Origin of the sequence: Streptomyces sp. NPDC093586 (assembly GCF_044764905.1) — a bacterium.
Lineage (GTDB): Bacteria > Actinomycetota > Actinomycetes > Streptomycetales > Streptomycetaceae > Streptomyces.
Genome location: NZ_JBIWJA010000014.1, coordinates 1 through 24,280 on the forward strand (window position 1 = coordinate 1; position 24,280 = coordinate 24,280).

19 protein-coding genes and 1 pseudogene are annotated in these 24,280 nt (G+C 71.8%); 12 read left to right on the forward strand and 8 right to left on the reverse strand.

The window, feature by feature from the left end; genetic code table 11:
• Both ACIRFH_RS16665 and ACIRFH_RS16670 read left to right on the forward strand, forming a co-directional pair.
• Window positions 1-221 (forward strand): annotated as a pseudogene (locus tag ACIRFH_RS16665) (oxidoreductase); the annotation flags it as partial.
• Window positions 222-249: 28 nt separating this feature from the next.
• A complete protein-coding gene (locus ACIRFH_RS16670; protein ID WP_403521119.1) occupies window positions 250-513 on the forward strand; it encodes a WhiB family transcriptional regulator in 264 nt (87 codons plus the stop codon).
• Between the two features lie 34 nt (window positions 514-547).
• Here ACIRFH_RS16670 and ACIRFH_RS16675 read toward each other — a convergent pair whose 3' ends face one another.
• The 6 genes from ACIRFH_RS16675 to ACIRFH_RS16700 form a co-directional block, all read right to left on the reverse strand.
• Window positions 548-1,528 (reverse strand): pirin family protein, encoded by a 981-nt coding sequence (locus tag ACIRFH_RS16675; RefSeq protein ID WP_403521121.1) that lies wholly within the window; start codon window positions 1,526-1,528, stop codon window positions 548-550.
• A gap of 572 nt (window positions 1,529-2,100) precedes the next feature.
• Window positions 2,101-3,744, reverse strand: coding sequence for an MFS transporter (locus tag ACIRFH_RS16680; RefSeq protein WP_403521123.1), 1,644 nt, complete (start codon window positions 3,742-3,744; stop codon window positions 2,101-2,103).
• On the reverse strand, window positions 3,741-4,478 hold the full coding sequence (locus ACIRFH_RS16685) for a YoaK family protein (RefSeq protein WP_403521125.1): 738 nt from the start codon (window positions 4,476-4,478) through the stop codon (window positions 3,741-3,743). Before ACIRFH_RS16685 ends, ACIRFH_RS16680 begins: the two co-directional genes overlap by 4 nt.
• The gene (locus ACIRFH_RS16690; protein ID WP_403521127.1) at window positions 4,471-4,995 is read right to left on the reverse strand and encodes a DoxX family protein; all 525 of its coding nucleotides are present in this window, start codon (window positions 4,993-4,995) and stop codon (window positions 4,471-4,473) included. The genes ACIRFH_RS16685 and ACIRFH_RS16690 overlap by 8 nt, the downstream gene beginning before the upstream one ends.
• 47 nt (window positions 4,996-5,042) lie before the next feature.
• A complete protein-coding gene (locus tag ACIRFH_RS16695; RefSeq protein ID WP_403521129.1) occupies window positions 5,043-5,705 on the reverse strand; it encodes a hydrolase in 663 nt (220 codons plus the stop codon).
• Window positions 5,706-5,785: 80 nt separating this feature from the next.
• Window positions 5,786-7,663 carry an amidohydrolase gene (locus ACIRFH_RS16700; RefSeq protein WP_403521415.1) on the reverse strand — a complete coding sequence of 626 codons (1,878 nt, stop codon included), beginning with the start codon at window positions 7,661-7,663 and terminating at the stop codon, window positions 5,786-5,788.
• Between the two features lie 349 nt (window positions 7,664-8,012).
• Here ACIRFH_RS16700 and ACIRFH_RS16705 point away from each other — a divergent pair, with 349 nt between their 5' ends.
• The 3 genes from ACIRFH_RS16705 to ACIRFH_RS16715 all read left to right on the forward strand — a co-directional run bounded on the left by ACIRFH_RS16705 (window position 8,013) and on the right by ACIRFH_RS16715 (window position 10,882).
• Window positions 8,013-8,984, forward strand: a complete 972-nt coding sequence (locus ACIRFH_RS16705; RefSeq protein ID WP_403521131.1) for an alpha/beta hydrolase — start codon at window positions 8,013-8,015, stop codon at window positions 8,982-8,984.
• Between the two features lie 36 nt (window positions 8,985-9,020).
• Complete coding sequence (locus ACIRFH_RS16710; RefSeq protein WP_403521133.1) at window positions 9,021-9,737, forward strand: alpha/beta fold hydrolase; 717 nt, start codon at window positions 9,021-9,023, stop codon at window positions 9,735-9,737.
• 566 nt (window positions 9,738-10,303) lie between these two features.
• Window positions 10,304-10,882: a Dps family protein gene (locus ACIRFH_RS16715; RefSeq protein WP_403521135.1), complete on the forward strand. Its 579-nt coding sequence runs from the start codon at window positions 10,304-10,306 to the stop codon at window positions 10,880-10,882.
• 169 nt (window positions 10,883-11,051) lie between these two features.
• Here ACIRFH_RS16715 and ACIRFH_RS16720 read toward each other — a convergent pair whose 3' ends face one another.
• Window positions 11,052-11,675: a TetR family transcriptional regulator gene (locus ACIRFH_RS16720; protein WP_403521137.1), complete on the reverse strand. Its 624-nt coding sequence runs from the start codon at window positions 11,673-11,675 to the stop codon at window positions 11,052-11,054.
• A gap of 104 nt (window positions 11,676-11,779) precedes the next feature.
• Between ACIRFH_RS16720 and ACIRFH_RS16725 the strand changes: the two genes are divergently transcribed.
• The 7 genes from ACIRFH_RS16725 to ACIRFH_RS16755 all read left to right on the forward strand — a co-directional run bounded on the left by ACIRFH_RS16725 (window position 11,780) and on the right by ACIRFH_RS16755 (window position 22,400).
• Complete coding sequence (locus ACIRFH_RS16725) at window positions 11,780-13,204, forward strand: FAD-dependent oxidoreductase (protein ID WP_403521139.1); 1,425 nt, start codon at window positions 11,780-11,782, stop codon at window positions 13,202-13,204.
• Between the two features lie 285 nt (window positions 13,205-13,489).
• Entirely contained in the window at window positions 13,490-14,632 is a 1,143-nt protein-coding gene (locus ACIRFH_RS16730; protein ID WP_403521141.1) for a LacI family DNA-binding transcriptional regulator, read from the forward strand.
• A 330-nt stretch (window positions 14,633-14,962) separates the two neighbouring features.
• The gene (locus ACIRFH_RS16735; protein WP_403521143.1) at window positions 14,963-16,345 is read left to right on the forward strand and encodes an ABC transporter substrate-binding protein; all 1,383 of its coding nucleotides are present in this window, start codon (window positions 14,963-14,965) and stop codon (window positions 16,343-16,345) included.
• 67 nt (window positions 16,346-16,412) lie between these two features.
• On the forward strand, window positions 16,413-17,354 hold the full coding sequence (locus ACIRFH_RS16740; RefSeq protein ID WP_403521144.1) for a carbohydrate ABC transporter permease: 942 nt from the start codon (window positions 16,413-16,415) through the stop codon (window positions 17,352-17,354).
• The gene (locus ACIRFH_RS16745; RefSeq protein ID WP_403521145.1) at window positions 17,351-18,316 is read left to right on the forward strand and encodes a carbohydrate ABC transporter permease; all 966 of its coding nucleotides are present in this window, start codon (window positions 17,351-17,353) and stop codon (window positions 18,314-18,316) included. Before ACIRFH_RS16740 ends, ACIRFH_RS16745 begins: the two co-directional genes overlap by 4 nt.
• Window positions 18,317-18,382: 66 nt before the next feature.
• Complete coding sequence (locus tag ACIRFH_RS16750) at window positions 18,383-20,572, forward strand: beta-galactosidase (protein ID WP_403521146.1); 2,190 nt, start codon at window positions 18,383-18,385, stop codon at window positions 20,570-20,572.
• A gap of 22 nt (window positions 20,573-20,594) precedes the next feature.
• Window positions 20,595-22,400 carry an RICIN domain-containing protein gene (locus ACIRFH_RS16755; protein WP_403521148.1) on the forward strand — a complete coding sequence of 602 codons (1,806 nt, stop codon included), beginning with the start codon at window positions 20,595-20,597 and terminating at the stop codon, window positions 22,398-22,400.
• Between the two features lie 69 nt (window positions 22,401-22,469).
• Here the strand turns inward: ACIRFH_RS16755 and ACIRFH_RS16760 are convergent, their stop codons facing one another.
• Entirely contained in the window at window positions 22,470-24,029 is a 1,560-nt protein-coding gene (locus tag ACIRFH_RS16760) for an APC family permease (RefSeq protein WP_403521150.1), read from the reverse strand.
• Between the last annotated feature and the right edge of the window lie 251 nt (window positions 24,030-24,280).

The window sequence follows — 24,280 nt, forward strand, 5'->3', positions numbered from 1 at the left end:
TCCCCACCGGCGTCTACGCCGCCTCCGAGGACTGGGGCGCCGAAGGACTCGACGGCCGCATCGAGCGGGCCGCGGGCGAACTGGCCGCCCTGATGACGGGGTCGTCCACCGGCCGGCCGCTGCCCCGGCGCGACTCCTTCGAGGATGTCACCCCGTTCGAGCGGCGACTCGCCGCGCTGGTTCCGGGCCCTGCTGAGACGCATCCGGCCCCGGGGCTGTGACGCTGCCGGGCCGTGGAAGGAGAGACGGATGAAGACTCGGACGAAGCCGCTTCTGCGGGTATGGGAATGGCAGGCCGACGCCGCGTGCCGTGGCATGGACAGCTCGGTCTTCTTCCCGCCCGCCGGCGAACGGGGCCGGGACCGCCGACGGCGCGAGGAGGCGGCACGAGCGATCTGCCGCAGCTGCCCTGTCAGTGATCCTTGTGGTCGCTTCGCTCTGGCGTCCCGGCAGTACTACGGGGTCTGGGGCGGACACACCGAGACCGAGCGCCGTTCCGCACTGGACCGATGACGCCGGCGAAGGCGGCCGCGCCGTGGTGCGTCGGTCAGGAACGCGTCGGGTTCCCTCGTGGAGAGAGGGTGGCACGGGGGAGAGCGGGGGCGGGAAGACGGGCGCCGTCATAACCGTCGACATGGCCGAAGCGGTCGGATCCGTCCTGCCATGCCTGTCTGGCGTCGACGATGTCCTGGTGGCTGCGGCCGATGAAGTTCCACCACATGACGAACTGTTCCTGGAAGGGCGTTCCGCCCAACAGCACGGCACGAGCGGGCCGTTCCGTGTCGTTCGTCAGGACCAGCCTGTCGTGCCCGGTGCTCAGGAAGCCGAGTTCCGCGGAGTGCAGCACGGTTCCCGCCATGCCCACCTCTCCCTGGTCGACGAGGAGACCGTGCTCGAAGGCGGAGTCGACGGGGAGAACGGTCGTCGAGTGCGGGTCGAGGACGAGTTCGGCGCCGAGGAGAGGGGTGAAGGTCGGTACCGGAGAGGTGCTGCCGGCCAAGGTCCCCAGGAACACCCTGATCTCGGCGCCGCCCAGCCGGAGCGGCATCGGCACGTGGTGCCGGAAGTCGCGGTCGGCGTGCCGGTGTTGTCCGGGCAGGGCCACCCACAGCTGGACGCCGTGCAGGATCCTGGTCCGAGCGGTGGAGACCTCCGAGTGGCAGATGCCGTAGCCGCCGGTCATCAGGTTGAGTTCGCCGGGCCGCACCAAGGCGTGGCTGCCCAGGCTGTCGCGGTGCTCGATCTCCCCGCTGAAGAGCCAGCTGACGGTCTGCAGTCCGGTGTGCGGATGGGGAGCGACGTCCATGCCACCGGTCTCGGTGACGTCGTCGGGACCGTAGTGATCCACGAAACACCAGGCACCGATCAGCGTCCGGGCCCGCTGCGGCAGCGTGCGCCGCACCGTCATCGCCCTCGGCCCGCCCAGCGGCACGTCCCGTGCGGGGAGCACGTCGACGTGCGGCAGGTGGTCCCCGTGGCCGTCACCTCCGCGGCGCAGTACGGCAGGTTCCGGTTCGACGTGGCTCATGGCTGGGCCCTCTCCTTGACAAAGGTTTTCTGTTCAATGATCGCTCCGTTCGTGGAACGGCGCACGAAACCGCAGGCGGAAACCGGTGTCACGGACGCCGGGAGTCGCCCCGGCGGTCATCCGGTCCCGTCCGGTCCGCTCTCGCCGTCACACTCGCAGATCCCCGTCCGGCGCCCGCTCGGCACTGCTCGACGGCGACCGGGTGCTGCGGCCTTCGGGGCGCGCCGGCAGCCGACGAGAACCACGGCAACGTCCGTTCCGAGGGCGAACGCGCGCACCAGACGCTCGTGGGTTGCCGGCATCGCCCGGGGGCCGGCCCAACCCGTGCGGCAACAGCGCGACGGGTCTGCGGCCGGCGCTGTCGACGGGCCCGGCCACCCGCGTCTCACATGACCGGCCGGCCCGCCCGGCAGCGGTGTGAGGAGGCAGTCCGAGAGGGTTCGGGTGCCGGACAGCGCCGGGTGGGGAATGAGGGGGTGCGCCGTCCTCGGCGCGTGCCGGGCAGGTCCCGCAGTGCCTGACGCAGGCGTGTGCCGGCCTGGCGCCACGGCCGCTCCGGCTGAGGCCGGGTGTCAGCCGGGACGGCTCGATCGCTCGGGACGGCCGGCCTGTTCGCCGGCGGCGGCCACGGGGCCGGCAACCGTGTCGAAGGCGTGGGTCACTTCCGGTGCGGAGCCTTCCACGAGCAGTTCGCGCGCCCGGGTCTCGAAACGGCGGTCGGTGGCCGTGAGCCGGCTGTGGTGCTGGGCCAGGTGCTCCGACCAGGAGGCGACCAGGTAGTTCTCGATGAACCGGCAGGGGTCACCGCCGTCCTGGTAAAGCCCCCAGGTCAGGGCACCGATGCGACGCCGGGACCGGGCCACGTGCCGCATGCGGTCGGTGAAGGCCGACCAGTTCTCCGGGGCGATCCGGTACGCGACGGAGACGAGTACCGGGCCGTCGGCCGGCCCGGGTTCGAACACCAGGGGTGGGGCGGGCCAGTGGTCGGAAGGGCTCGGGTCGATCCCGTCCGTGCCGTGCAGCGGCCAGCGGCGCACGCTCAGGGCACCGGCCGCCAGCAGGCCGGAGCCGATCAGAAGAGACGTGGTCAGCCCCAGCCCGTCGGCCAGTGCGCCCCACACGGGTGCGGTCAGCGCCTGCCCGCCCTGGAACACCACCAGGTAGATGGCGAGCCCCCGGCCCCTGACCCAGCCGGGCAAGCGCTGCTGGACGGCCGCGTTGAGGGTGGACAGCACGCCGATCCAGGCCACCCCCGCGGGCAGCAGCGCGGCCGCGGCGAGCCACGGGAGCCGGACCGTGGCCAGCACCACCAGCGTCGCGGCGAAGACCGCCGCCCCCGCGGCGAGGATGCCGTTGGCACCCAGCCCGCGCCGGATCGCGGGCAGGGCGAAGGCGCCGCCCACCGCACCGGCACCGACGACACCGAGCAGAAGCCCGTATCCGCCCGAGCCGAGCCCCAGGGACCGGCTCGCGACGAGGGGAAGCAGTGACCACAGGGCGGCACCGCCCGGGATGAACAGGGCCGTGCGCAGCAGGACCCGGCGGACGCCGGGGGCGTGCCAGACGTAGCGGCGGCCGGCCTGCACGGCCGCGAGGAGTCCTTCACCTCGGACGGTGGGCCGTGGCGTCGCCGGTCGTCGCCACAGCAGCAGCACCGCCGCGATGCCCAGGTAGGACAGGGCGTTGAAGGCGAAGACCCAGCCCGCGCCCGCCGCGGCGACCACCGCGCCGCCGAGGGCCGGGCCCACGGCACGGGCCAGGTTCATGTTCACGGCCCCGAGCGCCGCCGCCTGCCCCAGTTGCCCGCGCTCCACGAGTTCCGGCTGGATCGCCTGCCAGGCCGGGCCCATCAGCGCGGTGCCGCAGCCCAGCAGGAAGGTGAGGACGAGAAGGAGACCCGGGGCGAGCGCGTCCCGGAACGCCAGCACGGTCAGCACGGTGGCGACGGCGAGCATGGCGAACTGGGCGGCCAGGAGCACCTTGCGGCGGTCGTAGCGGTCGGCCAGCACGCCGGAGGGCAGCGCGAGCAGGACGACCGGGAGGCTGGAGGCGGTCTGGACGAGCGTCACCAGGGCGGCGCTGTGTCCGACGAGGAGCCACTGGGCACCGACCGTCTGCATCCAGGTGCCGGTGTTGGACACCAGTTGCGCGATCCACAGCGCGCGGAACACGCGTGCCGCGAGGGGCGCCCAGGCCGAGTTCTTCGCGAGCCTCATGACGGAGGCCTGGTCCAGGCGGGGGCGGAGGCCGACAGGCGGTGGGTGACCGCCGACGTCACCGCGAGCAGCAGCAGTGCGAGACCCAGGACGTACGGGAGCTCGGCATGCCGCAGGAGCAGGGCGCCCGCGAGGGCCCCGGTGAACATGGCGAGGACGGAGAGGACGCGCCGGCCGGGCCGGGGGGTCGCCCCGCCGGCGGGCGAGGAGTCGGCGGCCAGACCCGTCAGGGTGAGGGTCAGGACGGTCGTGGTCAGGTCCGGGACTCCAAGACGTCGCGCGACCGCGTTCTGCACGCCCATGGCGATGCCCAGGAGCACGATGAGGGTGTACCGGACCGGACCGGTCACCTCACCGTGCGCCAGGAAGGCCGCGACCACGGTCCCGGCGACGAGCACGGCCTGGACGGCCGTCGTCGCGGCCAGCAGCCGGCCGCGGTGCTCCGCGAAGCGGACACCGGACCGTCCTCCGGCCAGCGCTCCGACGAGGAACGACAGCATCGAGACGAGGGACGCGGGCACGGACAGCCCTGGCGCGCCGGCCAGGGCGAAACCGAGGAAGACGACGTTGCCGGTCATGTTGGCGACGAAGACCCGGCCGAGCGCCAGGTAGCTCACCGCGTCGATGAGACCGGTCACCACCGTCAGCACCAGCATCAGCGGCGGCAGGGGCCCGTGCCGGTCGTCCTTCGGAGGGACGAGCGTGTGGGCGGCGTCGGTCAGCAGCCTACGCATGCCGCGGCCTCCCGTCCGTCGTGTCGCCGGCGGCGGGCGCGTACCGCAGCACCGAGCGGGTGAGCAGTCCGCTGCCGGGGCCGGCGACGATCGCCGCGAGGGAGACCCACAGCGGCCAGGTGCCGAGCCCGAGGAGGTCGTCGAGCGACCAGTGACCCGGGCCGGTGAGAGCGAGGGCCGCGGCGACGGTGACGAGGACCAGGGGGTACTCGTAGCCGTCGTTCTGCACCCACAGCCCCTTGTGCCACTTGACGGTGCCGGCCACCGTCATCACTCCCATGGCGGCCATCGCCGCCAAGGGGGTGAGGAGGCCGGCCGCCAGGAACAGGCCGGCACCGATCTGGCTGCCGCCCGCGGCGAGGGCGGTGAGTCTCCCGCCGCGGAAGCCGTCCCGGCGGAACTCCTCGGTTCCTCCGGCCAGCCCGTTGCCGCCCAGCCGGAAACTGACCTTCTGCACTCCGTGCCCGGCGATGAGGACTCCCACCACCAGCCGGAGCACCAACAGTCCGCTGTCCATCGCGTTGTCTGCCTGTTCCTGACGTCCGTCGTCGACCGTGGGGTGAATCAGCCGGCGGCGTGCTCGCCGATGAAGGCCTGCGCGTAGACGACACCGAGTCCGTAGGTGCCGCCGTGCTCCTTCACGACGTCCATGACCGGCAGGTACGTCTCCGTACGCGCCCAGTCACGCTGGAGTTCGAGCAGCACCTGCACCCAGGTCACCGGCACCACGCCGGCCTGGACCATCCGCTGGACGGCGTGCTCGTGGGCCTGCGGGCTGACGCCGCCGGACGCGTCGGTGACGACGTAGACCTCGTAGCCCTGGGCGAGCGCGGACAGCGCGGGCAGGACGACGCAAACCTCGGTCCACAGACCGGCGATGACCAGCTTCTTGCGGCCGGTCGCCTTGACGGCCTCGACGAAGGCGATGTCCTCCCAGGCGTTCATCGTGCTGCGGTCGATGATCTTCTGGTCGGGGAAGACGTCCGCCAGCTGCGGCATGAGCGGGCCGGAGAAGGACTCGGCGGCCACCGTGCTCAGCACGACGGGGACGTCGAAGACCTTGGCGGCCTTCGCCAGACCCAGCGTCGCGTTGATGATCGCGGTGCGGTCGCCGCTGCCCGTGCCGAAGAACATCTGCGGCTGGTGGTCCACGAACAGGACCGCGCAGTTGTCGGGGGTGAGCAGGTCGGGGCCGGGAGCGGCGGTGACCTCGGTGATGTCGACCATGGGTATGCCTTTCGGTGAGGGTGGCAACGGTCCCGGACGGTCGTCCGTGACCGGGGAGAAGAGGGTCTGAAGGCCCCGGCTCAGAAGAAGCAGGGGTCGAGGACCGGGCTGTCGGTCTCGGGGGCGAGGCCGCGGCGGGCCCGCCACTGGCGGTGCTGTTCCGACTCCGCGGCGGCCTCGCCGAGCAGTTCGGCCTGACGGACTCCCGACCTGCCCTGTACCGGGGTCGCCTGGTAGCCGCCGAAGTGTGCCACCGGGCTCCATCCGGGGGTCACCGGCGGCAGCAGCTCGTCGACGCCCTCGTACTCGCCGGCGGCGTACACGATCCGGCCGCCGACGACCGTGAGCAGGGCCTCGATGTGCGGGATCTCCGGGTCGGGCACCGCGAAGTAGTCCTCCGACAGCACGGTGAGGTCCCCGAGGAACCCGGGGCGCAGGACGCCCTTGCGGTCCTGTTCCCCGGTGAGCGCGGCGCCGGCCGTCGTGAACATCTCCAACGCCGTCTCCCGGTCGACCCGGTTGTGCGGCGGGTGGATGGTCAGGTCGCCGACCGTGCGGCCGGTGACCAGCCAGTGCAGCGCGACCCACGGGTTGTACGAGGAGACGCGGGTGGCGTCGGTGCCGGCGCCGACGGTCAGGCCCCGGCCCAGCATGGCGCGGATCGGCGGGGCGTCGGCGGCGGCGCCGATGCCGTAGCGGCGGACGAACGCCTCGCCCTGGAAGGACAGCCGGTTCTGCACCGACATGGCACCGCCGAGGGCGACGATGCGGTCGAGGCTGTCGGCCGACACGGTCTCCGCGTGGTCGAACAGCCACCGGTTGCCGCCGGGGAAGAGCCCTTCCGCGGCGAGCTTCTCGAACACGGCCAGGTCGCGGCGGATGGTCTCGTCGTAGGTGGCGTGCAGGCGGAAGCCCCAGCCGTTCTCCATGAGGAGGCGCACCGCCTTCTCGAACTCCACCTCGTAGTCGGGGGCGTGTTCGGGGCGCGGCTCGGCGAAGTTCTCGAAGTCCGCGGCCGCCCAGGTGAGGTTCTCCCCGGCGCCGTTCAGCCGCAGCCACTCGTCGCCGTCCTCGGGACGGACCATGCCGATCCAGCGGGTGAGGTCGTCGATCTCCTGTCCCGCGGTCTGCGGGAACAGGTGGTAGGCGATGCGCAGGGACAGCTCGCCGTCCCTGGCGAGTTCCGTGACCGTCTCGTAGTTGTCGGGGAAGTTCTGGAACCCGCCGGCCGCGTCGATCGCCGAGGTGAGTCCGAACCGGTTCAGCTCCCGCAGGAAGTGACGGGTCGACGTCTTGCGGTGCTCCTCGTCCAGCACGGGCGCCTTGGCCAGCGTCGAGTAGAGGATCAGGGCGCTGGGGGCCGCCAGCAGCATGCCCGTGGGCTCACCGGTGCGGCCCCGCATGATCTGCCCGCCGCGGGGGTCGGGGGTGTCCTTGTCGTACCCCACCGCCTCGACGGCGGCGCGGTTGAGGATCGCCGCCTGGTAGAGGTGCAGGACGAAGACCGGGGTGTCCGGTGCGGCGGCGTTCAGTTCGGCGACGGTGGGCAGCCGGCGTTCGGCGAACTGCTCGGCCGACCAGCCGCCCACCACCCGCACCCACTGGCCCTTGGGCGTGCGGGCCGCCTGCTCGCGCAGCATGGCCAGGCCCTGGCGCAGGGAGCGCACTCCGTCCCAGCGCAGCTCCAGCACGTAGTTCAGACCGCCCCGGATCACGTGCAGGTGGGCGTCGTTGAGTCCGGGGATCATCCTGCGTCCGAGCGCGTCGACCACCCGGGTGGCGGGGCCGACCTGGCCGGCCACGTCCTTGTCACCGCCGACGGCGGTGATGACGCCGTCGCGGACGGCGATCGCCTCGGCCTGCGGGAGGCGGGGATCACCGGTGTGGATCTTGGCGTTGCGGACGACGAGGTCCGCCGCGTCGTCGGTGGCGCGGGGGATCAACCCGCCGACCGGCATCGTGGACACCTTTCGACAACCTCCTGCGGGGCGTACAGCGTGGGATTTCGGATGGGCCGCGTCCGGGCGGGCTGCCGGCGAGGTGCACCGAGAACGGTGCCGCGACTGCTTCGCCGCCCACGCTAGGCCGGGCGGGACGCACTCGGTTTCTGGTGAGCGCACTGGTATTTGCCTGGCAGCGCACTGCGCGTACTCCCGTGCACGGTGGGGTCAGGGTCGGTGCACTGGTGCGCAACAGCCGGGGTCCTCCCGGTTCTAGCGTGGCCGTGGACGGCCCGGCGGCTCCCCGGATCCGGTGCGGGCCGCTTCGCCGGAACACCGATACGCCCTTGAGTCCCAGGAGTTTGCAATGTCCTACGTGTACGAGCCGGTTCAGCCGGTGCTGGAACCCGCAGCGGCCGCGTTCGCCGAGGCCACCGCCAATCCGCCCTACCTGTTCGACCTGCCGCCGGCCGAGGGCCGCAAGGCCGTGGACGAGGTGCAGTCCGGCGAGATCGCCAAGCCGGACGTCGACGAGGAGTGGATCACCGTCTCCGGCGGCCCGACGGGCAGCGTGCGGGCCCGCATCGTCAAGCCCGCCGGCGCCGAGGGCACCCTCCCGGTGATCCTCTACATCCACGGCGCCGGCTGGGTCTTCGGCAACGCCCACACCCACGACCGGCTGGTGCGCGAACTCGCCGTCGGCGCGGACGCGGCCGTGGTCTTCCCCGAGTACGACCTCTCCCCCGAGGCCCGCTACCCGGTGGCGATCGAGCAGAACTACGCGGTGGCCCAGTGGGTCGTGACCCAGGGCGCGACCAAGGACCTGGACGGCACGCGGCTGGCCGTGGCCGGTGACTCCGTCGGCGGCAACATGACCGCGGCGCTGACGCTGATGGCCAAGGAACGCGGTGATGTCGCCCTGGTCCAGCAGGTGCTGTTCTACCCGGTGACCGACGCGAGCTTCGACACCGGCTCCTACCACCAGTTCGCCGAGGGCTACTTCCTGCGCCGCGACGGCATGCAGTGGTTCTGGGACCAGTACACGACCGACGAGGCCGAGCGGGCGCAGATCACCGCCTCCCCGCTGCGCGCCACCACCGAGCAGCTCACCGGCCTGCCCCCGGCGCTGGTCATCACCGGCGAGGCCGACGTCCTGCGCGACGAGGGCGAGGCCTACGCGAACAAGCTGCGCGAGGCCGGCGTGCCCGTCACCGCCGTCCGCTACCAGGGCGTCATCCACGACTTCGTGATGCTCAACGCCCTGCGGGAGACGCACGCCGCCGAGGCCGCCATCACCCAGGCCGTCACCGTCCTGCGCGCCGCGCTGCACACCCGCTGACGCGACACACCGGCACTCGTCCCAAGGAGCAACACCATGTCCACCACACCGACCGTCCTGCTCGTCCACGGCGCCTTCGCGGACGCCGGCAGCTGGTCCGGCGTCATCGCGGAGCTGCAGAACCACGGCATCCCCGTGGTGGCGCCGCCGAACCCGCTGCGCGGCCTGGCCTCCGACGCCGCCTACATCGCCTCGCAGGCCGCTCAGATCGACGGCCCGGTCGTCCTGGTCGGCCACTCCTACGGCGGGGCGGTCATCTCCGTGGCGGGCACCGCGGAGAACGTCGTCGGCCTGGTCTACGTCGCGGCGTACGTCCCCGAGGAGGGGGAGAGCCTCGGTGAGCTGCAGGGGCGCTTCCCGCTGTCGCCGCTGGTCGACAACCTCACGGAGAAGACCTACCCGGTCGACGGCGGACAGGCCGCGGTCGAGGTGACGATCAAGACCGAGGCGTTCCCGGCCGTCTTCGCCGCCGACGTCCCGGCCGCCGTCACCAAGGTCCTGGCGGCGGCACAGCGTCCGCTGGCCGCCTCGACGTTCACGGAGACGGCCTCGGCCGCGGCATGGAGGACCAAGCCGTCCTGGGCGCTGGTGGCCGGCGCGGACGAGGCCATCAACCCGGAGGTGGAGCGCTTCGGTGCGAAGCGGGCCGGAGCGACGGTCGTCGAGATCGACGGCGCCTCGCACGCCGTCGCCGTCTCCCGGCCGAAGGAGGTCGCCGCTCTGATCAGCGACGCGGTGCGCGCGACCGCCTGAGGCGTCGCCAGGAATCGACCTGTACGAAGGCCGCGCGGCCCCCGGGGGGCCGCGCGGCCTTCGTATGCGCTCTTCTCCTGTCCAGGGAGCTCGAGTACGGACCGGTGGAGGGCTCCCCGGGCCGCCCCGGCCGTCCGACGGAAGGTGGGGCAGATGTCGACGGGGACATCGGCGTGCACGGCGGCGTTCAGCCCGTACGGCACTTCCCCGCCCGCCGGCCCTGCCGGTGCCGCTCCCACCGGCATGCCGCGGTCGGCGTCCTCGACGAGTTCGACGAACCCCCTCGTCGCCCGGCCCGTGGGTCCAGCCACGGGTGGAGGAGGCGAGAGGCAGCACGCCGGTGCGTACGCGCGGCCCCCGTCCCCGCGCCTGCCGAGACCAGGGCTGCCGGAGAACGGCGGGAGTCCACGAGCGCGCGGGCGGTTGCACGAGAGCGCACGTCCGTGACGGACGCCGGGCGCCGTGCGCTGAGGGGCACCTGTGCGTGCACTGCCGGGAAAGGCGACGCCCTGACGCCGCCTAGCGTCACTCGTGTACGCAGAGCACGTCACCGCAGGAGGCACCACATGACCACCCACTCCCCTCACGCGAGCGGCAGCCAGCCCTGGCTGCACCAGAAGGGCGAGGTGATCCAGGAGTTCGGCACCGTCAAGCAGTTCCCGCTCGGTCTGTCGTACGAAGCCCGGATGTACTCCTGCCAGCGCCTGAACAAGGTCCTGGCGGACACGCAGATCCTGTACGGCCTCTACAAGAAGCATCACTGGCTGATGCGCGGCGCGACCTTCTACCAGCTGCACCTGGTGCTGGACAAGCACGCGGGTGAGCAGCTGGAACTGGTCGACGCCCTCGCCGAACGCGTCCAGTCGCTCGGCGGCGTCGCGGTGGGCGACTCCCGGCACGTCGCCGAGATCACGTCGATCCCGCGGCCTCCGGACGGCGTGGAGGAGGTCCCGGCGATGCTGTCGCGGCTGCTGGAGGCCCACGAGACCATCCTCGTCGAGGCCCACGACGCTGCCGCGCGGACCGCCGAGCTGGGCGACGACGGCACCAACGACCTCTTCGTCTCGCAGGTGATCAGGACCGGCGAACTGCAGTCCTGGTTCCTGGCCGAGCACCTGGTGGACACGCCCCTCGTCCGCTCCTGAGCCCAACAGTTCCCCCACCCCACCGCGACGACGCCACGCCGCCGCCCGTGCTCCCACGGCCGCCTCCACGACGCGGCGGTGACGGCCGTCTTCACCACGGTGGCCGAGCGGGCGGCTCCACGGCGGCGGTGCGGTGGCGGGGCGTCGGGAGGCGGACGTCCGGCGGTTCCTACAGGCGCCCGGTCAGTCCCTGCGCCAGCAGCGTGAAGGCGTGTTCGGCGTCCGCGACCGCCTCCGGGTAACGCTCGTCGGCGGACCGGCCGGCGGCCAGCGCCCGGAAGTTGTCCATCGACAGCAGCCACTGCGTGTTCAGCACATGGGCGGCCGCGAGGCGCGCGGTCAGATCGGGGACGCCGGCGCTCTCCTGGAGCGCCTCCGCGAGCGCCTGCGCCGCGTCTTCCTGGAAGCGCAGCGTCGCCGAGCGGAGTGCCGGGGTCTGTCTGACCATGCGGGTCAGCGCGAGGATCTGCGGCACGTCGTTGAGGCCGGTGACCGGATCGCGGTCGCGCAGCCCGGCCAGGAAGTGGGCGCGCAGGGCGGCCAGCGGTCCGGTGTCGGCGGGGCGGGCGCGCACCACGCGGGCCGCCTCGGTGCGGTGGTCGGCGAAGCGGTGGACGACGAGGTCCTCCTTGGCGGGGAAGTAGGCGAACACCGTCCGCTTCGACACCTCGGCGGCCTCCGCCACCTGCGTCACCGACACTTGGTCGAACCCGTGCTCGAGGAAGAGCGCGATGGCCGCGTCGGAGATGGCGGCGTGCGTCCGCGCCCGTTTGCGTTCCCGCAGCCCTGTCATGGGTCCAGGGTAGCCAAAGCCTGCACTCGGCACCTTCCTGCACTCGGTGTAAAGTTTTTCTGCACCGGGTGCAGTTTTGCGCTCGGTGCACCTGAGGAGGACCGATGACCGAGGTGATCGTGGCGGGCGCCGGCCCCACCGGGCTGACACTGGCCTGCGAACTGGCGCTGACCGGTGTGGACACCCTGGTGGTGGAGCGCCTCCCGGCCCGGATCGAGCAGACCAAGGGCGGCGCGATCCAGTCGCGGACCCAGGAACTGCTGGAACTGCGAGGCCTGTGGGAGCCGATGCGGGCCAGGGCGCTGGCCGGCGAGCCGGTGGGCGGCAACTTCGCGCTGCTGCCGGTGCCGCTGGACTGTACGGCGTGGGACACCGCGCACCCCCACCCGCTCCTCGTTCCGCAGTGGGAGATCGAGGAGGTGCTGGAGGAGCGCGCCACGGCGCTGGGGGTCCAGGTGCTGCGCGGCGCCCCGGTCACGGCGGTGGAGGAGACGGACGGCGGCGTGGTCGTGACGGCCGGCGGCCGGCGGATCGAGGCCCGGTACCTGGCGGCCTGCGACGGCGGGCACAGCACGGTCAGAAAGCTGCTCGGCGTGCCGTTCCCCGGCAGGCCGGGGACGTTCACGGCGGTGCTGGCCGACGTACGGCTGTCGTCGGCGTCCGGCCTCGTGCCGACGGCCCTCGGGCAGATGAGCACCCTCACCCGCGAGGTCGACGGCCGCTGGGTGATGCTGATGCCCCTGGGGGACGACCGCTACCGGTTCACCGGCGGGGTCTCCGGCGAGGAGGAGCAGGCCAAGGACCGGCCCGTGACATTCGAGGAGGTCGCCGAACTGCTGCGCGTCGTGTACGGCGAGCAGACCGTGCCGGCCGCCGTCGACAACGCCTCGCGGTTCGGCGACGCCACCCGGCAGGTCGACCGCTACCGGCTGGGCCGGGTGTTCTTCGCCGGTGACGCCGCGCACGTCCACCCGCCGTTCGGCGGGCTCGGCCTGAACCTGGGGATGCAGGACGCCTTCAACCTGGGCTGGAAGATGGCCGCGGTGCTGCGGGGCCGCGCACCGGCCGGCCTCCTGGACACCTACCACGCCGAACGGCACCCGGCCGGCGCCTGGGCCCTGCACATCACCCGGGCGCAACGGGTCCTCGCCGCCCCCCGCCCCACTCCCGACGTCGCCGAACTGCGCGAGGTCTTCACCGACCTGATGCGCCTGCCCGACGCCAACCGCCACCTGGCCGGGCTGATGTCGGGGCTGTCCCACTCCTACGACGTGCGCGGCGGCCACCCGCTGGCCGGTCACCGGATCGCCGGCGTCGACCCCTCGCTGTTCCACGCGGGCAGGCCCGTCCTGCTGGACCTGGCCGGGATCCTGCCGTCCGGCCTCGACGCGGTCCGCACCGAGCCGGTGGACGGACTGCCCGGCGCCGTGCTGGTCCGGCCCGACGGCTACGCGGCCTGGGCGGCGGACGACGATCCCGGCCTGGACGCTCTCCTCTGCGACCCTTGTCTTCCCCTGCTCCGGGGGTGAGCCGGCAGGCGCCGGGCGCCGGACCGCGGCGGCCTGGACCGCCGGCTCCGGCTTTCCCGAACCGCCGGGCGGGAGCCGCACGAGGTCGCCGCACCGCGGTACCCGTCGGCCGGGCCACGCCTCCCGCCCGCGGCGCTTCGACAGCCGGCCCCGGGCCCCGGGCCCTCGGCCGCCGGTGACGGATGCTGTCCGGACTCTTGACGGTCCTCGTATGACTGCGTAGACATGACTGCGCAGCCAGACGACGCAGCCCTCGGTGGGGGCGCACGGCCAGCGGGAGACAGCATGACGCGATCGCCAGGACGGTCCGGGAGTTCCGGTGCGCCCCGCAGTGTGGACGTGGCCCGGCTGGCCGGAGTGTCGCAGAAGACCGTGTCGAGGGTCTTCAACGACGAGGCGTACGTCTCCGCCGAAGTCCGCAGACGCGTCCTCGATGCGGCCGGGGAACTCGGCTACCGGCTGAACCACGCGGCCCGCGCGCTGGCCTCCGGGCGGTCCCGTTCCATCGGTGTGGTGACGCTCGGGACGGCTCTGTACGGGCCGGTCTCGCTGCTCATGGGCATCGAACGGGCCGCCCGGGACGCGGGGTACGCGGTCCGCGTGGTCAACACCCTGGAGGGCGACCCCGGCGGAGTCGGCGGCGCCGTCGACTCGCTGCTCAAGCAGGGGGTCGACGGCATCGTCATCTCGGAGCCGATCGACGACGAGGAGGACGGCAGAGTGGTCTCCGTCGACGTCGACGTGCCGGTCCTCGTCCTCGGCGCGCCCGCGGCCGTCGCCTCGTCCCGCACCGTGGCCTCGGGGGTCGGGGCCGAACCGCTGGCCCGGGCCGCCACCGAGCATCTCCTGGACCTCGGGCACACCACCGTCCATCACCTCGCCGGTCCGCAGCGGTGGTTCGCCGCGAGGGACCGCCTGGAGGGATGGCGGGCGGCGCTGGCGGCACGGGACCGCGAGGAGCCGCCGGTGGTCGAGGGTGACTGGTCGGCCGCGTCCGGATACGCGGCGGGCCGCGCACTGGCCGCGGACGGCGACGTCACCGCGGTGTTCGCCGCGAACGACGACATGGCCATCGGCCTGATCCGCGCGCTGACAGAGGCGGGCCGCCGCGTCCCCGACGACGTCAGCGTCGTCGGCTTCGACGACGTCCCCGTCGCCGCCTACGTGACTCCTCCCCTGACCACGGTCCGCCAGCCCTTCGACGCCGTGGCCGAGGAGGGGATCAGGATGCTCCTGCACGCCGTCGAGAAGCCCGACGTGGACCTCCCCCTGGCGAACGACCCACCGGTCGAACTCGTCCTCCGCGCCTCGACCGCGCGCCCGCCGTCCCGGACGGCCCCGGGCCGCCGGCGGCGCACGGCCCCCCGTTCCCCCGGCGGCACGCATGTTCCGCCCCTGCCGGACGGAGGCTCGGCCACGAAGCCCTGATGAGCACCGGCTCCTGAAGAACACCGTCCGGCCCGTCGGACAGACGTGACGGCCGGACACCCCGACACCTCGGGCACGGCGCCGGCCGACCGGCCTGCCGCCCCGATGCCCCACGTCCGGCCGCGGTCCACGGGCACACTCCCGGGACGCGGACGGTACGCCCTGCCGTGTCCGCGTTCCCCGCGTACAGCCCTCGGTCTCAGTGCCGCACGAGGAGCAGCCCTCCTCGCTTCGCCGCCCCGACGTCCTGGTCGCCGCCTCCGCGCCTTCCCCTGTCCGGCATGCCGTCTCCAGGCATGCCCTCACTTCGCCCATCGGCGGGAGTTCCCCATGCCTCGTTCCTTCGCCTCCTCCTCTTCCCTGAACCGCCGGCGCTTCCTCGCCGCCACGGGGGCCGTCTCTCTCGGCGCCGCGCTCTCCGCCTGCGGCGGCAGCGGCGACGGCGGCGGCGCCTCCACCGGGCCGGTCAGCCGGGCCGACATCGACAAGGCCATGAAGACGCCGACCGAGCTGACGTTCTGGACGTGGGTCCCGGACATCGGCAAGGAGGTGGCCCTCTTCGAGAAGAAGTACCCGGCGATCAAGGTCAAGATCGTCAACGCCGGTCAGGGCGTGGCCCATTACACCAAGCTGCGCACCGCGCTGAAGGCGGGCAGCGGCGCCCCGGACGCCGTGCAGATCGAGTACCAGGCGATCCCGACGTTCACGATCACCGGCAGCCTGCTGGACCTGAGCCCCTACGGTGCCGCCGCGCTCAAGGACACGTTCGTCGACTGGACGTGGGGCCAGGTCAGCGGCGAGAACGGGGAGATCTGGGCGATCCCCCAGGACACGGGTCCGATGGGCATGCTCTACCGCAAGGACATCTTCGACGAGCACGGCATCGATGTGCCCAGGACCTGGGACGAGTTCGCCGCCGCCGCCCGCAAGCTGCACAAGGCCGACCCGAAGGTCTACCTCACCAATCTCGCGGCCAACGAGGCCGCCGCCTGGCACGGCCTGCTCTGGCAGGCGGGCGCCAAGCCCTACTCGATGTCCGGCAAGAGCGACATCACCATCGACGTCGACGGCAGTGTCTCCCGCAAGCTCGGCGAGTTCTGGGGCGGCCTCGCGCGGGAAGGGGTCATCGGCACCGAGCCCGACTTCGCCGACTCCTGGTACGCCGCGCTCAACAAGGGCACGTACGCCACCTGGCTCACCGCGGCGTGGGGCCCGGCGTTCCTCTCCGGTTCGGCGAAGTCCACGGCCGGGAAGTGGCGGGCGGCCCCGCTGCCGCAGTGGGACGCGGCCGAGCCGAGCTCGGGCAACTGGGGCGGCTCGACGACCTCGGTCCTCAAGAACACCAAGAACCCGATCCCGGCGGCGATGTTCGCCCAGTTCCTCAACAGCGATCCCGCGAGCGCGAAGATGTTCGCCACCGAGCAGTTCTTCTTCCCGGCGACCAAGGCCCTGCTCACGGACGCCGGGTTCGTGGGCGACGCACCGTCCTTCTACGGCGGCCAGAAGGTCAACCAGCTGTTCGCCGACATCAGCTCCACGGTCGGTCCCGCCTTCCCCTGGCCTCCGTTCCTCGACCAGGCGGCGACGGACTGGACCGAGACCGTCGGCAAGTCCCTCGCCGACCGCACCGACACCGTCCGCGCGCTCGGCGCCTGGCAGTCGAGGCTCACCGCGTACGCCGAGAACCAGGGCTTCACGGTCCACTCCTCCTGACCATCACTCAGCTCCCCTTGCCGAGCGCAGGGTTCCCCGGCACACCCATCCTCAGAAAGGGCCGATGATGACCGCCACAACCGCGGCCTCCCCGAAGAGCCGACGCCGAGACGGTCCGGCACGTTCCCGGCGCGGTGGCAGGCGCCACCGCCGGTCGGCGGGGCCCCTGTTCGTCGCCCCCTTCATGATGCTGTTCCTGCTGCTCTTCCTCGCGCCGCTCGGCTACGCCGCCTGTCTGAGCCTCTTCCAGGAACGCCTGGTGGGCGGAACGGCGTTCGTCGGACTCGACAACTACGTCCGGGCCCTGGGCGACGATCAGCTCCTCCGGGGCGTCGGCCGGGTCGCCCTGTTCTTCGTGCTCCAGGTCCCCGTGATGCTGCTGCTCTCGCTGGTGTTCGCCCTGGCGCTCGACAGCGGACTGCTGCGCCTGGCCCGCGTGATCCGGCTCGGCATCTTCGTCCCGTACGCCGTGCCGAGCGTGGTCGCCGCGCTGATGTGGGGCTATCTGTACGGGCCGGACTTCGGCCCGTTCGCCCAGCTCGGACGGAACCTGGACCTGCCGGTTCCGGACTTCCTCGGTGAGGGCTGGATGCTCGGCAGCCTGGCGAACATCGTGACCTGGGAGTTCGTCGGCTACAACATGATCATTCTCTATGCCGCCCTGCGCACCGTTCCCCAGGAGCTGTACGAGGCGGCCGCGATGGACGGCGCCGGCGCCTGGCGGATCGCCTGGTCCATCAAGCTGCCGGCCCTCAGATCCGCCCTTCTGCTCACCCTGCTGTTCTCGGTGATCGGCAGTTTCCAGCTGTTCAACGAGCCGAACCTGCTGATGAAGATCGCCCCGGACGTCATCAGCAGCTCCTACACCGCCAACCTCTACGCCTACTCCCTCGCCTTCACCGGCCAGCAGGTCAACTATGCGGCCACGGTCTCCTTCCTCCTCGGGCTCGTCATCGTGATCGCCTCCTACGCCGTCCTGCTCACCGCGAACCGCAGGAGGACCTCGTGACGACCTCCCCCGAGTCCCCGGCGGCGCCGGTCAGGCCCGCACCTCCGTCCCGGGCGGCCACGGCCGCCTCGGCGTCTCCTCCCCCGGCGGTGCCGAAGCGGCGCCGGCCCGGTGCCCGCCGCAGCACCCCGCTGACCATCGCCATGCTGGCCGCCCTGGCCTACTTCCTCCTCCCCCTGGCCTGGCTGCTGATCGCCTCGACCAAGAGCACCCAGGACCTCTTCACCACCTTCGGTCTGTGGTTCTCCGACACCCCGCAACTGCCGGCGAACATCAGGAAGACCTTCGCCCAGGACGACGGCGTCTTCGCGCACTGGCTGATCAACACGGCCCTGTACGCCGGGGCCAGCGCCGTCGGAGCCGCGTTGCTCGCCGCCGCCGGCGGATACGGCTTCGCCAAGTTCCGCTTCCGCGGCGACCGGGCCGCCTTCCACCTCGTCCTGGGCGCCGTGATGGTCCCGACCACCGCCCTGGCGATACCGACCTACCTGCTCTTCGCGAAGGCGGGTCTGGTCAACACCCCCTGGGCCGTCGTCCTGCCCTCGCTCGTCAACCCGTTCGGCCTCTACCTGATGCGCGTCTACGCCGAGGAGGCCGTCCCCGACAGCATCCTGGAGGCCGCCCGCATCGACGGCGCCGGCGAGGTCCGGATCTTCTTCCGGATCGTTCTCGGACTGCTCGGCCCCGGCCTGGTGACGGTCCTGCTGTTCACGCTCGTGGCGACGTGGAACAACTACTTCCTGCCACTGATCATGCTCAACGACCCGGACCTGTACCCGATCACGGTCGGTCTCTCCTCCTGGGCCGCGCAGGCGCAGAACGGCGGTTCGGGCGCCAGCAGCGACATGCTCGCCCTGGTCGTCACCGGCTCGCTGATCTCCATCGTCCCGCTGGTCGTGGCATTCCTGATGCTCCAGCGGTACTGGCAGAGCGGCCTGGCCTCCGGCGGCGTCAAGCAGTAGCGCACCGGCCCCTCGCTCCCTTCCTCCTCTTGCTCCCCTTCCTCGTCTCCCCGGAGGTCTTCCTTCATGGCGGCTCTGCCTGCCCGTGTCCTCTTCGGCGCCGCGTACTACCACGAGTACACGCCCTCCTACGACCTTGCCGTGCCGCCCGCCGAGCGGCTCAAGACCGACCTGGACCTGATGGCCGAGGCGCACTTCACCGTGATCCGGGTCGGCGAGTCGGTCTGGTCGACGTGGGAGCCGGAGAACGGCCGCTTCGACCTCGACTGGCTCCAGCCGGTGCTGGACGGTGCCCATGAGCGCGGCATCTCCGTCGTCATCGGCACCCCGACGTACGCCGCGCCGCCGTGGCTGGCCCGTCAGTACCCGGAGATCACCGCCGAGCACACCACCGGGCAGCGCCTCGGCTGGGGCACCCGCCAGGAGATCGACTTCACCCATCCCGCGTTCCGGTTCCACGCCGAGCGGGTGATCCGCAAGATGGTCGCCCGGTACGCCGGCCACCCGGCCGTCATCGGCTGGCAGGTCGACAACGAGCCCGGCCTGCACCTCCTCCACAACCGCGGTGTCTTCCAGCGGTTCGTGGACCACCTGCGGCAGAAGTACGGGGACGTCGAGACCCTGAACCGCGAGTGGGGCCTGGTCTACTGGTCGCACCGCCTGTCGACGTGGGCGGACCTGTGGACGCCGGACGGCAACGAGCAGCCCCAGTACGACGTCGCCTGGCGGGAGTTCCAGGCCCGGCAGGTCACCGAGTTCATCGGCTGGCAGGCGGACATCGTCCGCGAGTACGCCCTTCCCGGCCAGTTCGTCACCACCTGCGTCTCCTACACCCGCCAAGGGGTGGCGGACGACGAGATCACGGACCGCCTCGACGTCGCCGCCGGCAATCCGTACTACGACATGCAGGACGGTCTGCTGCTGCCCGATCCCACCCCCGACGCCCACGAGCAGAAGTGGAAGACCACCGGGGTGTGGGCGATGTACCGGACGGCGGACTGGATGTTCTCCTCGCGCCAGGAACCGTTCCTGGTGACCGAGACCAACGCCCAGAGCATCGGTTCCGCCTGGGACAACCGGCCCGGCTACGACGGCCAGTGGCGGCAGGCCGCGTGGGCGCACGTCGCGCGCGGGGCGCGGATGATCGAGTACTGGCAGTGGCAGACCCTGCGCTTCGGTGCGGAGACCTACTGGGGCGGTGTCCTCCCGCACAGCGGCCTGCCCGGCCGCGTGTACGCCGAGATCGCCCGCCTCGGCGCGGAGTTCGACGCCGCCGGCCCGCTCGTCGCGGGACTGGAGCCGGACGCCGACATCACGATGGTCTACTCGACGCCCAGCAAGTGGCTGATGCAGAAGTACCCGCCGCTCGCGAACGGCGACGGTGAACCTGACGCCGAGGCCTACCACCGGTTCTTCGACCCGTTCTACCGGGGCGCCTTCGACGCCGGCCGCCAGGTGCGCATCGTCCACGCACGCCAGTTGCACGATCCGAACGGCTCGGGGTCCTCCCGGGGGATGACGCCCGAGGAGGGGGCGGAGCGCCACCCGGTTCTCGTCGTGCCGGCCCTGTACGTCGTCGACGACACCACGCTCGACTGGCTGGAGGCGTACGCCCGGGCGGGCGGCCATCTGGTCCTCGGTCCGCGTACCGCCTACGCCGACCACGAGGCGCGGGCCCGCCACGAGCCGGCTCCCGGACGTCTCGTGGCCGCCACGGGCGTCCGGTACGACGAGTTCGGCAACCTCACCGGCGACGTCCCGGTCCGCGCCGTCCCCGGCGGTCCGCTCCACGTACCCGCGGACGCCGCGGCGACGCGGTGCATCGAGGGTCTCGCCGTCGTCGACGCCGACGTCCTCGCCCACTACGAGCACCCGCACTTCGGCCGGTGGCCCGCGATCACCACTCGCCGCCACGGCGAGGGCCGCGTGACCTGCGTCGGCACGGTGCCGGGCCGCGGCCTCGCCCGGGCGCTGGCCGAGTGGCTGGCCCCGGCCGCCCGCAGCGGCTGGCACGGCCTGCCCGCCTCCGTCACCGCGACCACCGGCACCTCGCCCGACGGACGCCGCGTCCACGTCGTACACAACTGGAGCTGGGAGACCGTGCGGGTGCCCGCCCCGGCGGACCTCCGCGACGCCCTGGCGGGTGCCCGCGTCGCCGCGGACTCGGCCCTGGAGCTCGGCCCCTGGGACGTACGCGTCCTGGTCTCGCCCGGCGACGGCGGCACACCCGCCCCCGAAGCGCTCAACCCGACCTGATCCGTCTCCTGAAGGAGAAGCCATGCAGAGAACAAGGTTCGGCCGGACTGCCGGGGTGCTCACCGCGGCATCCGTCATCCTCGCCCTGTCCATGGCCAGCGCACAGGGCTACAACCCGACGGGCGGAATCCTGTACCGGCTCGGCAGTGAACCGTGCCTGAAGGGGCGCGGCAACTGCGCCGTCTACCCCAAGTCCGCGCAACTGCCGGGCGGGCGTCTGGTGGCGTCGTTCGAGAAGTCCACGGTCGTGGCGGAGACGGGAAGCGCGGACAAGCAGACCCTGCCGGTCTACAAGAGCGACGACCACGGCACGTCCTGGCAGCCGCTGTCCGAGGTCAAGGCTCCGGCGTACCTCTCCGACGACCCCGCGTACGCGAAGTACACCAGCAACTGGACCAACCCCTACCTCTACACGCTTCCGCAGGACGTCGGGAACCTGAAGCGGGGCACGCTGCTCCTCGCGAGCGTGGTGTCGGGCGACGACGCCTACTACAAGGAGCACAAGGCGGCCGACCCGGACTGGACGCCGTCCAACGACGGCGACCGCAGCGACATGGCGATCGCGCTGTACTCCAGCGTCGACGAAGGCGAGACCTGGAGAGTCGTCAACGTCATCGCCACGGGCGGCTGGCAGGGCGGCAGCGCGGGAGCCGTCGGCCAGAACGTCGCCCGCGCCAACACGCACCGGCAGGTGGACCCCCTGTGGGAGCCGTACCTGATGGTCCACAAGGGCAAGCTGGTCTGCTACTACTCCGACGAGAACGACTACCTCGGCTTCGACCCGGCGACCGGCATCCCGGTGCCGGACCCCGCGAACGACACCGCCCCGGACTCGCACGGCCAGATCCTCGTCCACAAGACCTGGGACGGCCGCAGCGCGCAGTGGAGCGATCCCGTCGTCGACGTCGCAGGACAGACCCAGGACATGGGCGGCGGCAAGAAGCAGATCGGCGGCGGCCGACCGGGCATGACGAACGTCGTCCGGACGAAGGACGGCAAGTGGATGCTGACCTTCGAGTACTGGGGCGGCGGAACCAACACCAGGTACGTGATCGCCGACAACCCGCTGGAGTTCCACCGGGGCTCTCCCACGGGCACGGGCGTCACCTCGCTGCCGGTCGCCCCCGGCTCCCGTCCCCTCGCGGTCTGGGGCAGCCCGGTCGTCATCCGGCTTCCCGACGGGCGCCTGGTCTACAACGCCGCGGGCAGCGGCAGCGTCTGGGTCAACGAGAGCGGGCGCAGCGACGGCGTGTGGAAGGAGTACCAGACGACCTCGCCGGCCGGATACAGCCGCAACCTGCAGTACGTCGAGGGCACCGGCCGCATCGTGGTTCTCAACAACGAGGGCATGTCGACGATCCGCCACGCCGAGGTCGATCTCGGTCACTCGGACGGCGCCTACCACCGGGTGGTGAACCGGAGGACCGGCCAGGTGATCGGCACCGGCGACCACACCAACGACGCCAACATCGGCAACGGGGACGTTCCCGACGTTCGTCTGGAGGACCCCGGTTCGGCGGCGAACAAGGACACCCAGTACTGGCATGTGGTGACGGAGCCGAACGGCGGCCGGACGCTGCTGAACAAGTCCGGCGGCCGCGCGGCGGCCATCTGGACGGGCAGTGCGACGGCCGGCCAGCGGATCGGCCAGTGGGTCGACGACAGCGCCACCGGCAGCTGGAACCTGGTCGAGACCGGCGACGGGTTCCACCGGCTGCAGTCCGTCAAGAATCCCGCCCTGTACCTGACCGGCGCATCCGACGGGGCGCCGCTCACACTGCAGTACGCGACCGGCGACGGCTCCCAGGACTGGAAGCTCGTGCCGTAGGCGGGCGAGCAGGGCGTCGCCGGGCCCCGGGAGCGGGCCCGCGGCGCCCTGACCGCGACGGGCGGGTGCTCAGTCCTCGGCGACCAGGGCGGGCGTCGACTTCGTGAGCACCTCGCCGCGGAAGAACGCGGGGCTCCGCCGGCGCATCACCGTCATGATGACCAGACCGAGGGCGAGCAGGCCCACGCCGATCACGAACACCGAGCCGACGCCGAACACGGACGATCCGCTCCCGTAGGCGGGGTCCCACATGTCGGCGAGCGTCTTGGCGAAGACCGCCGTGAGCAGCACTCCGCCGAGGAGGGGGAAGACGCCCTTGAACACGAGGTCGCGTCCGGACTTCAGGAGGTCGGCACGGAAGTACCAGGCGCAGGCGAAGGCCGTCAGCGCGTAGTAGAAGCAGATCATCAGGCCCAGCGCGTAGATCGTGTCGACCAGCACGTGTTCGCTGACCAGCGTCATCACCGTGTAGAAGACGCCGGTCGCGACGCCCGCGGTGACCGTGGCGCGGCCCGGGGTGCGGTAGCGCGGGTGGACCTGGGCGTACGAGGCGGGCAGCGCCTCGTAGGTCGCCATGGCGAGGACCGTACGGGCCACCGGGATGAACGTCGTCTGGAGGCTGGCCGCGGCCGACGCGAGGACCGCGACGAACAGCGCGACGCCCAGGACGGATCCCATGACGGGACCGGCGAGCGCGGCGAAGACGTTGTCCGAGGTGTCGGGGTTCGCGAGTCCCAGGCCCTGGTCGCCGGAGCCCACGATCATCTGCGCCGCGACGCCCGTCGCCAGGTACGAGCCGACCAGCACGACCATGGCGACGAGCGCCGCACGGCCCGGTGTACTGCTGCTGCCGCTGGTCTCCTCGTTGGCGGTGAGACACGCGTCCCAGCCCCAGTACATGAAGATCGACAGGGACAGGCCGGCCGTGAACGTCGCGAACGACTGGACGGCGAAGGGGTTCAGCCACGACCAGGAGAAGTGGGCCGAGGTCGGGAAGTCGGCGCTTCCGGCCTTGCTGAAGGCCATGACCACGAAGACGGCCAGGACCAGCAGCTGCAGCGCCACCAGGGTGTACTGCAGCCCCTTGGTCGCCGTCATGCCGCGATAGCTGATCACCGTGGCGACGGCGATGAGCGCCAGGCAGGTCACGATGTGCACGGCCTTGTTCCCGTCGAGCGCCGCCACCGAGTCGCTGCCGGTGATCTCACCGGCGAGCAGCCAGAAGTAGGAGGTGGCGACGCCGGCCAGGTTGGACAGCACGATGATCGTGGCGATGACCAGGCCCCAGCCGCACATCCACCCCACGCGCGGGCCGAACGCCTTGACCGTCCAGGTGAACGAGGTGCCGCAGTCGGGCATGGCCTTGTTCAGCTCGCGGTAGGCGAAGGCGACGAGCAGCATCGGCAGGAAGCCGGCGAGGAACACGGCGGGCATCTGCACGCCGACCTCGCCGGCGGTGGAGCCGAGCGTCGAGGTGAGGCAGTACACCGGGGCCACGGTGGAGACACCGATGACCGCGCTGCCCAGCAGGCCCACGGAATTGCCGCCCAGACCCTTGCTGCGCATGCCGTCGGCGGGGGCCCCGTCGTCTTTGACGGTGGCCGGAGAACGCGTGTCCAGCTGACTCATGAACAAGACGTTAAATCCTGCGTATTTCGTGGTGCGGTTGATCGAAGTGAGGTAAGCGAGGAGCGGGGCACCAGGGATTTACGCACTCCATCGAGCCACCACCCTCACTTTCGAAGGCGCCCCAAGCGAAGCAATCGCTTGTTCCAAAGCGTGAGCGGTGAGCGTCCGATATTCGGTAACCGCACCACTGTCCGATTCACACCCCTCGGGGTCTTCCGTGAGATCCGCGTCACATCCGGACGCAAGACCTC

Bases quoted from the DNA above. Each gene is read 5' to 3' on its own strand.
- ACIRFH_RS16695 (WP_403521129.1), bottom strand. From the start codon at position 5,705: ATGGTCGACATCACCGAGGTCACCGCCGCTCCCGGCCCCGACCTGCTC.
- ACIRFH_RS16715 (WP_403521135.1), top strand. From the start codon at position 10,304: ATGACCACCCACTCCCCTCACGCGAGCGGCAGCCAGCCCTGGCTGCAC.
- ACIRFH_RS16700 (WP_403521415.1), bottom strand. From the start codon at position 7,663: ATGCCGGTCGGCGGGTTGATCCCCCGCGCCACCGACGACGCGGCGGAC.
- ACIRFH_RS16690 (WP_403521127.1), bottom strand. From the start codon at position 4,995: ATGGACAGCGGACTGTTGGTGCTCCGGCTGGTGGTGGGAGTCCTCATC.
- ACIRFH_RS16680 (WP_403521123.1), bottom strand. From the start codon at position 3,744: ATGAGGCTCGCGAAGAACTCGGCCTGGGCGCCCCTCGCGGCACGCGTG.
- ACIRFH_RS16675 (WP_403521121.1), bottom strand. From the start codon at position 1,528: ATGAGCCACGTCGAACCGGAACCTGCCGTACTGCGCCGCGGAGGTGAC.
- ACIRFH_RS16710 (WP_403521133.1), top strand. From the start codon at position 9,021: ATGTCCACCACACCGACCGTCCTGCTCGTCCACGGCGCCTTCGCGGAC.
- ACIRFH_RS16725 (WP_403521139.1), top strand. From the start codon at position 11,780: ATGACCGAGGTGATCGTGGCGGGCGCCGGCCCCACCGGGCTGACACTG.
- ACIRFH_RS16735 (WP_403521143.1), top strand. From the start codon at position 14,963: ATGCCTCGTTCCTTCGCCTCCTCCTCTTCCCTGAACCGCCGGCGCTTC.
- ACIRFH_RS16720 (WP_403521137.1), bottom strand. From the start codon at position 11,675: ATGACAGGGCTGCGGGAACGCAAACGGGCGCGGACGCACGCCGCCATC.
- ACIRFH_RS16750 (WP_403521146.1), top strand. From the start codon at position 18,383: ATGGCGGCTCTGCCTGCCCGTGTCCTCTTCGGCGCCGCGTACTACCAC.
- ACIRFH_RS16730 (WP_403521141.1), top strand. From the start codon at position 13,490: ATGACGCGATCGCCAGGACGGTCCGGGAGTTCCGGTGCGCCCCGCAGT.
- ACIRFH_RS16705 (WP_403521131.1), top strand. From the start codon at position 8,013: ATGTCCTACGTGTACGAGCCGGTTCAGCCGGTGCTGGAACCCGCAGCG.
- ACIRFH_RS16760 (WP_403521150.1), bottom strand. From the start codon at position 24,029: ATGAGTCAGCTGGACACGCGTTCTCCGGCCACCGTCAAAGACGACGGG.
- ACIRFH_RS16755 (WP_403521148.1), top strand. From the start codon at position 20,595: ATGCAGAGAACAAGGTTCGGCCGGACTGCCGGGGTGCTCACCGCGGCA.
- ACIRFH_RS16740 (WP_403521144.1), top strand. From the start codon at position 16,413: ATGACCGCCACAACCGCGGCCTCCCCGAAGAGCCGACGCCGAGACGGT.
- ACIRFH_RS16685 (WP_403521125.1), bottom strand. From the start codon at position 4,478: ATGCGTAGGCTGCTGACCGACGCCGCCCACACGCTCGTCCCTCCGAAG.
- ACIRFH_RS16670 (WP_403521119.1), top strand. From the start codon at position 250: ATGAAGACTCGGACGAAGCCGCTTCTGCGGGTATGGGAATGGCAGGCC.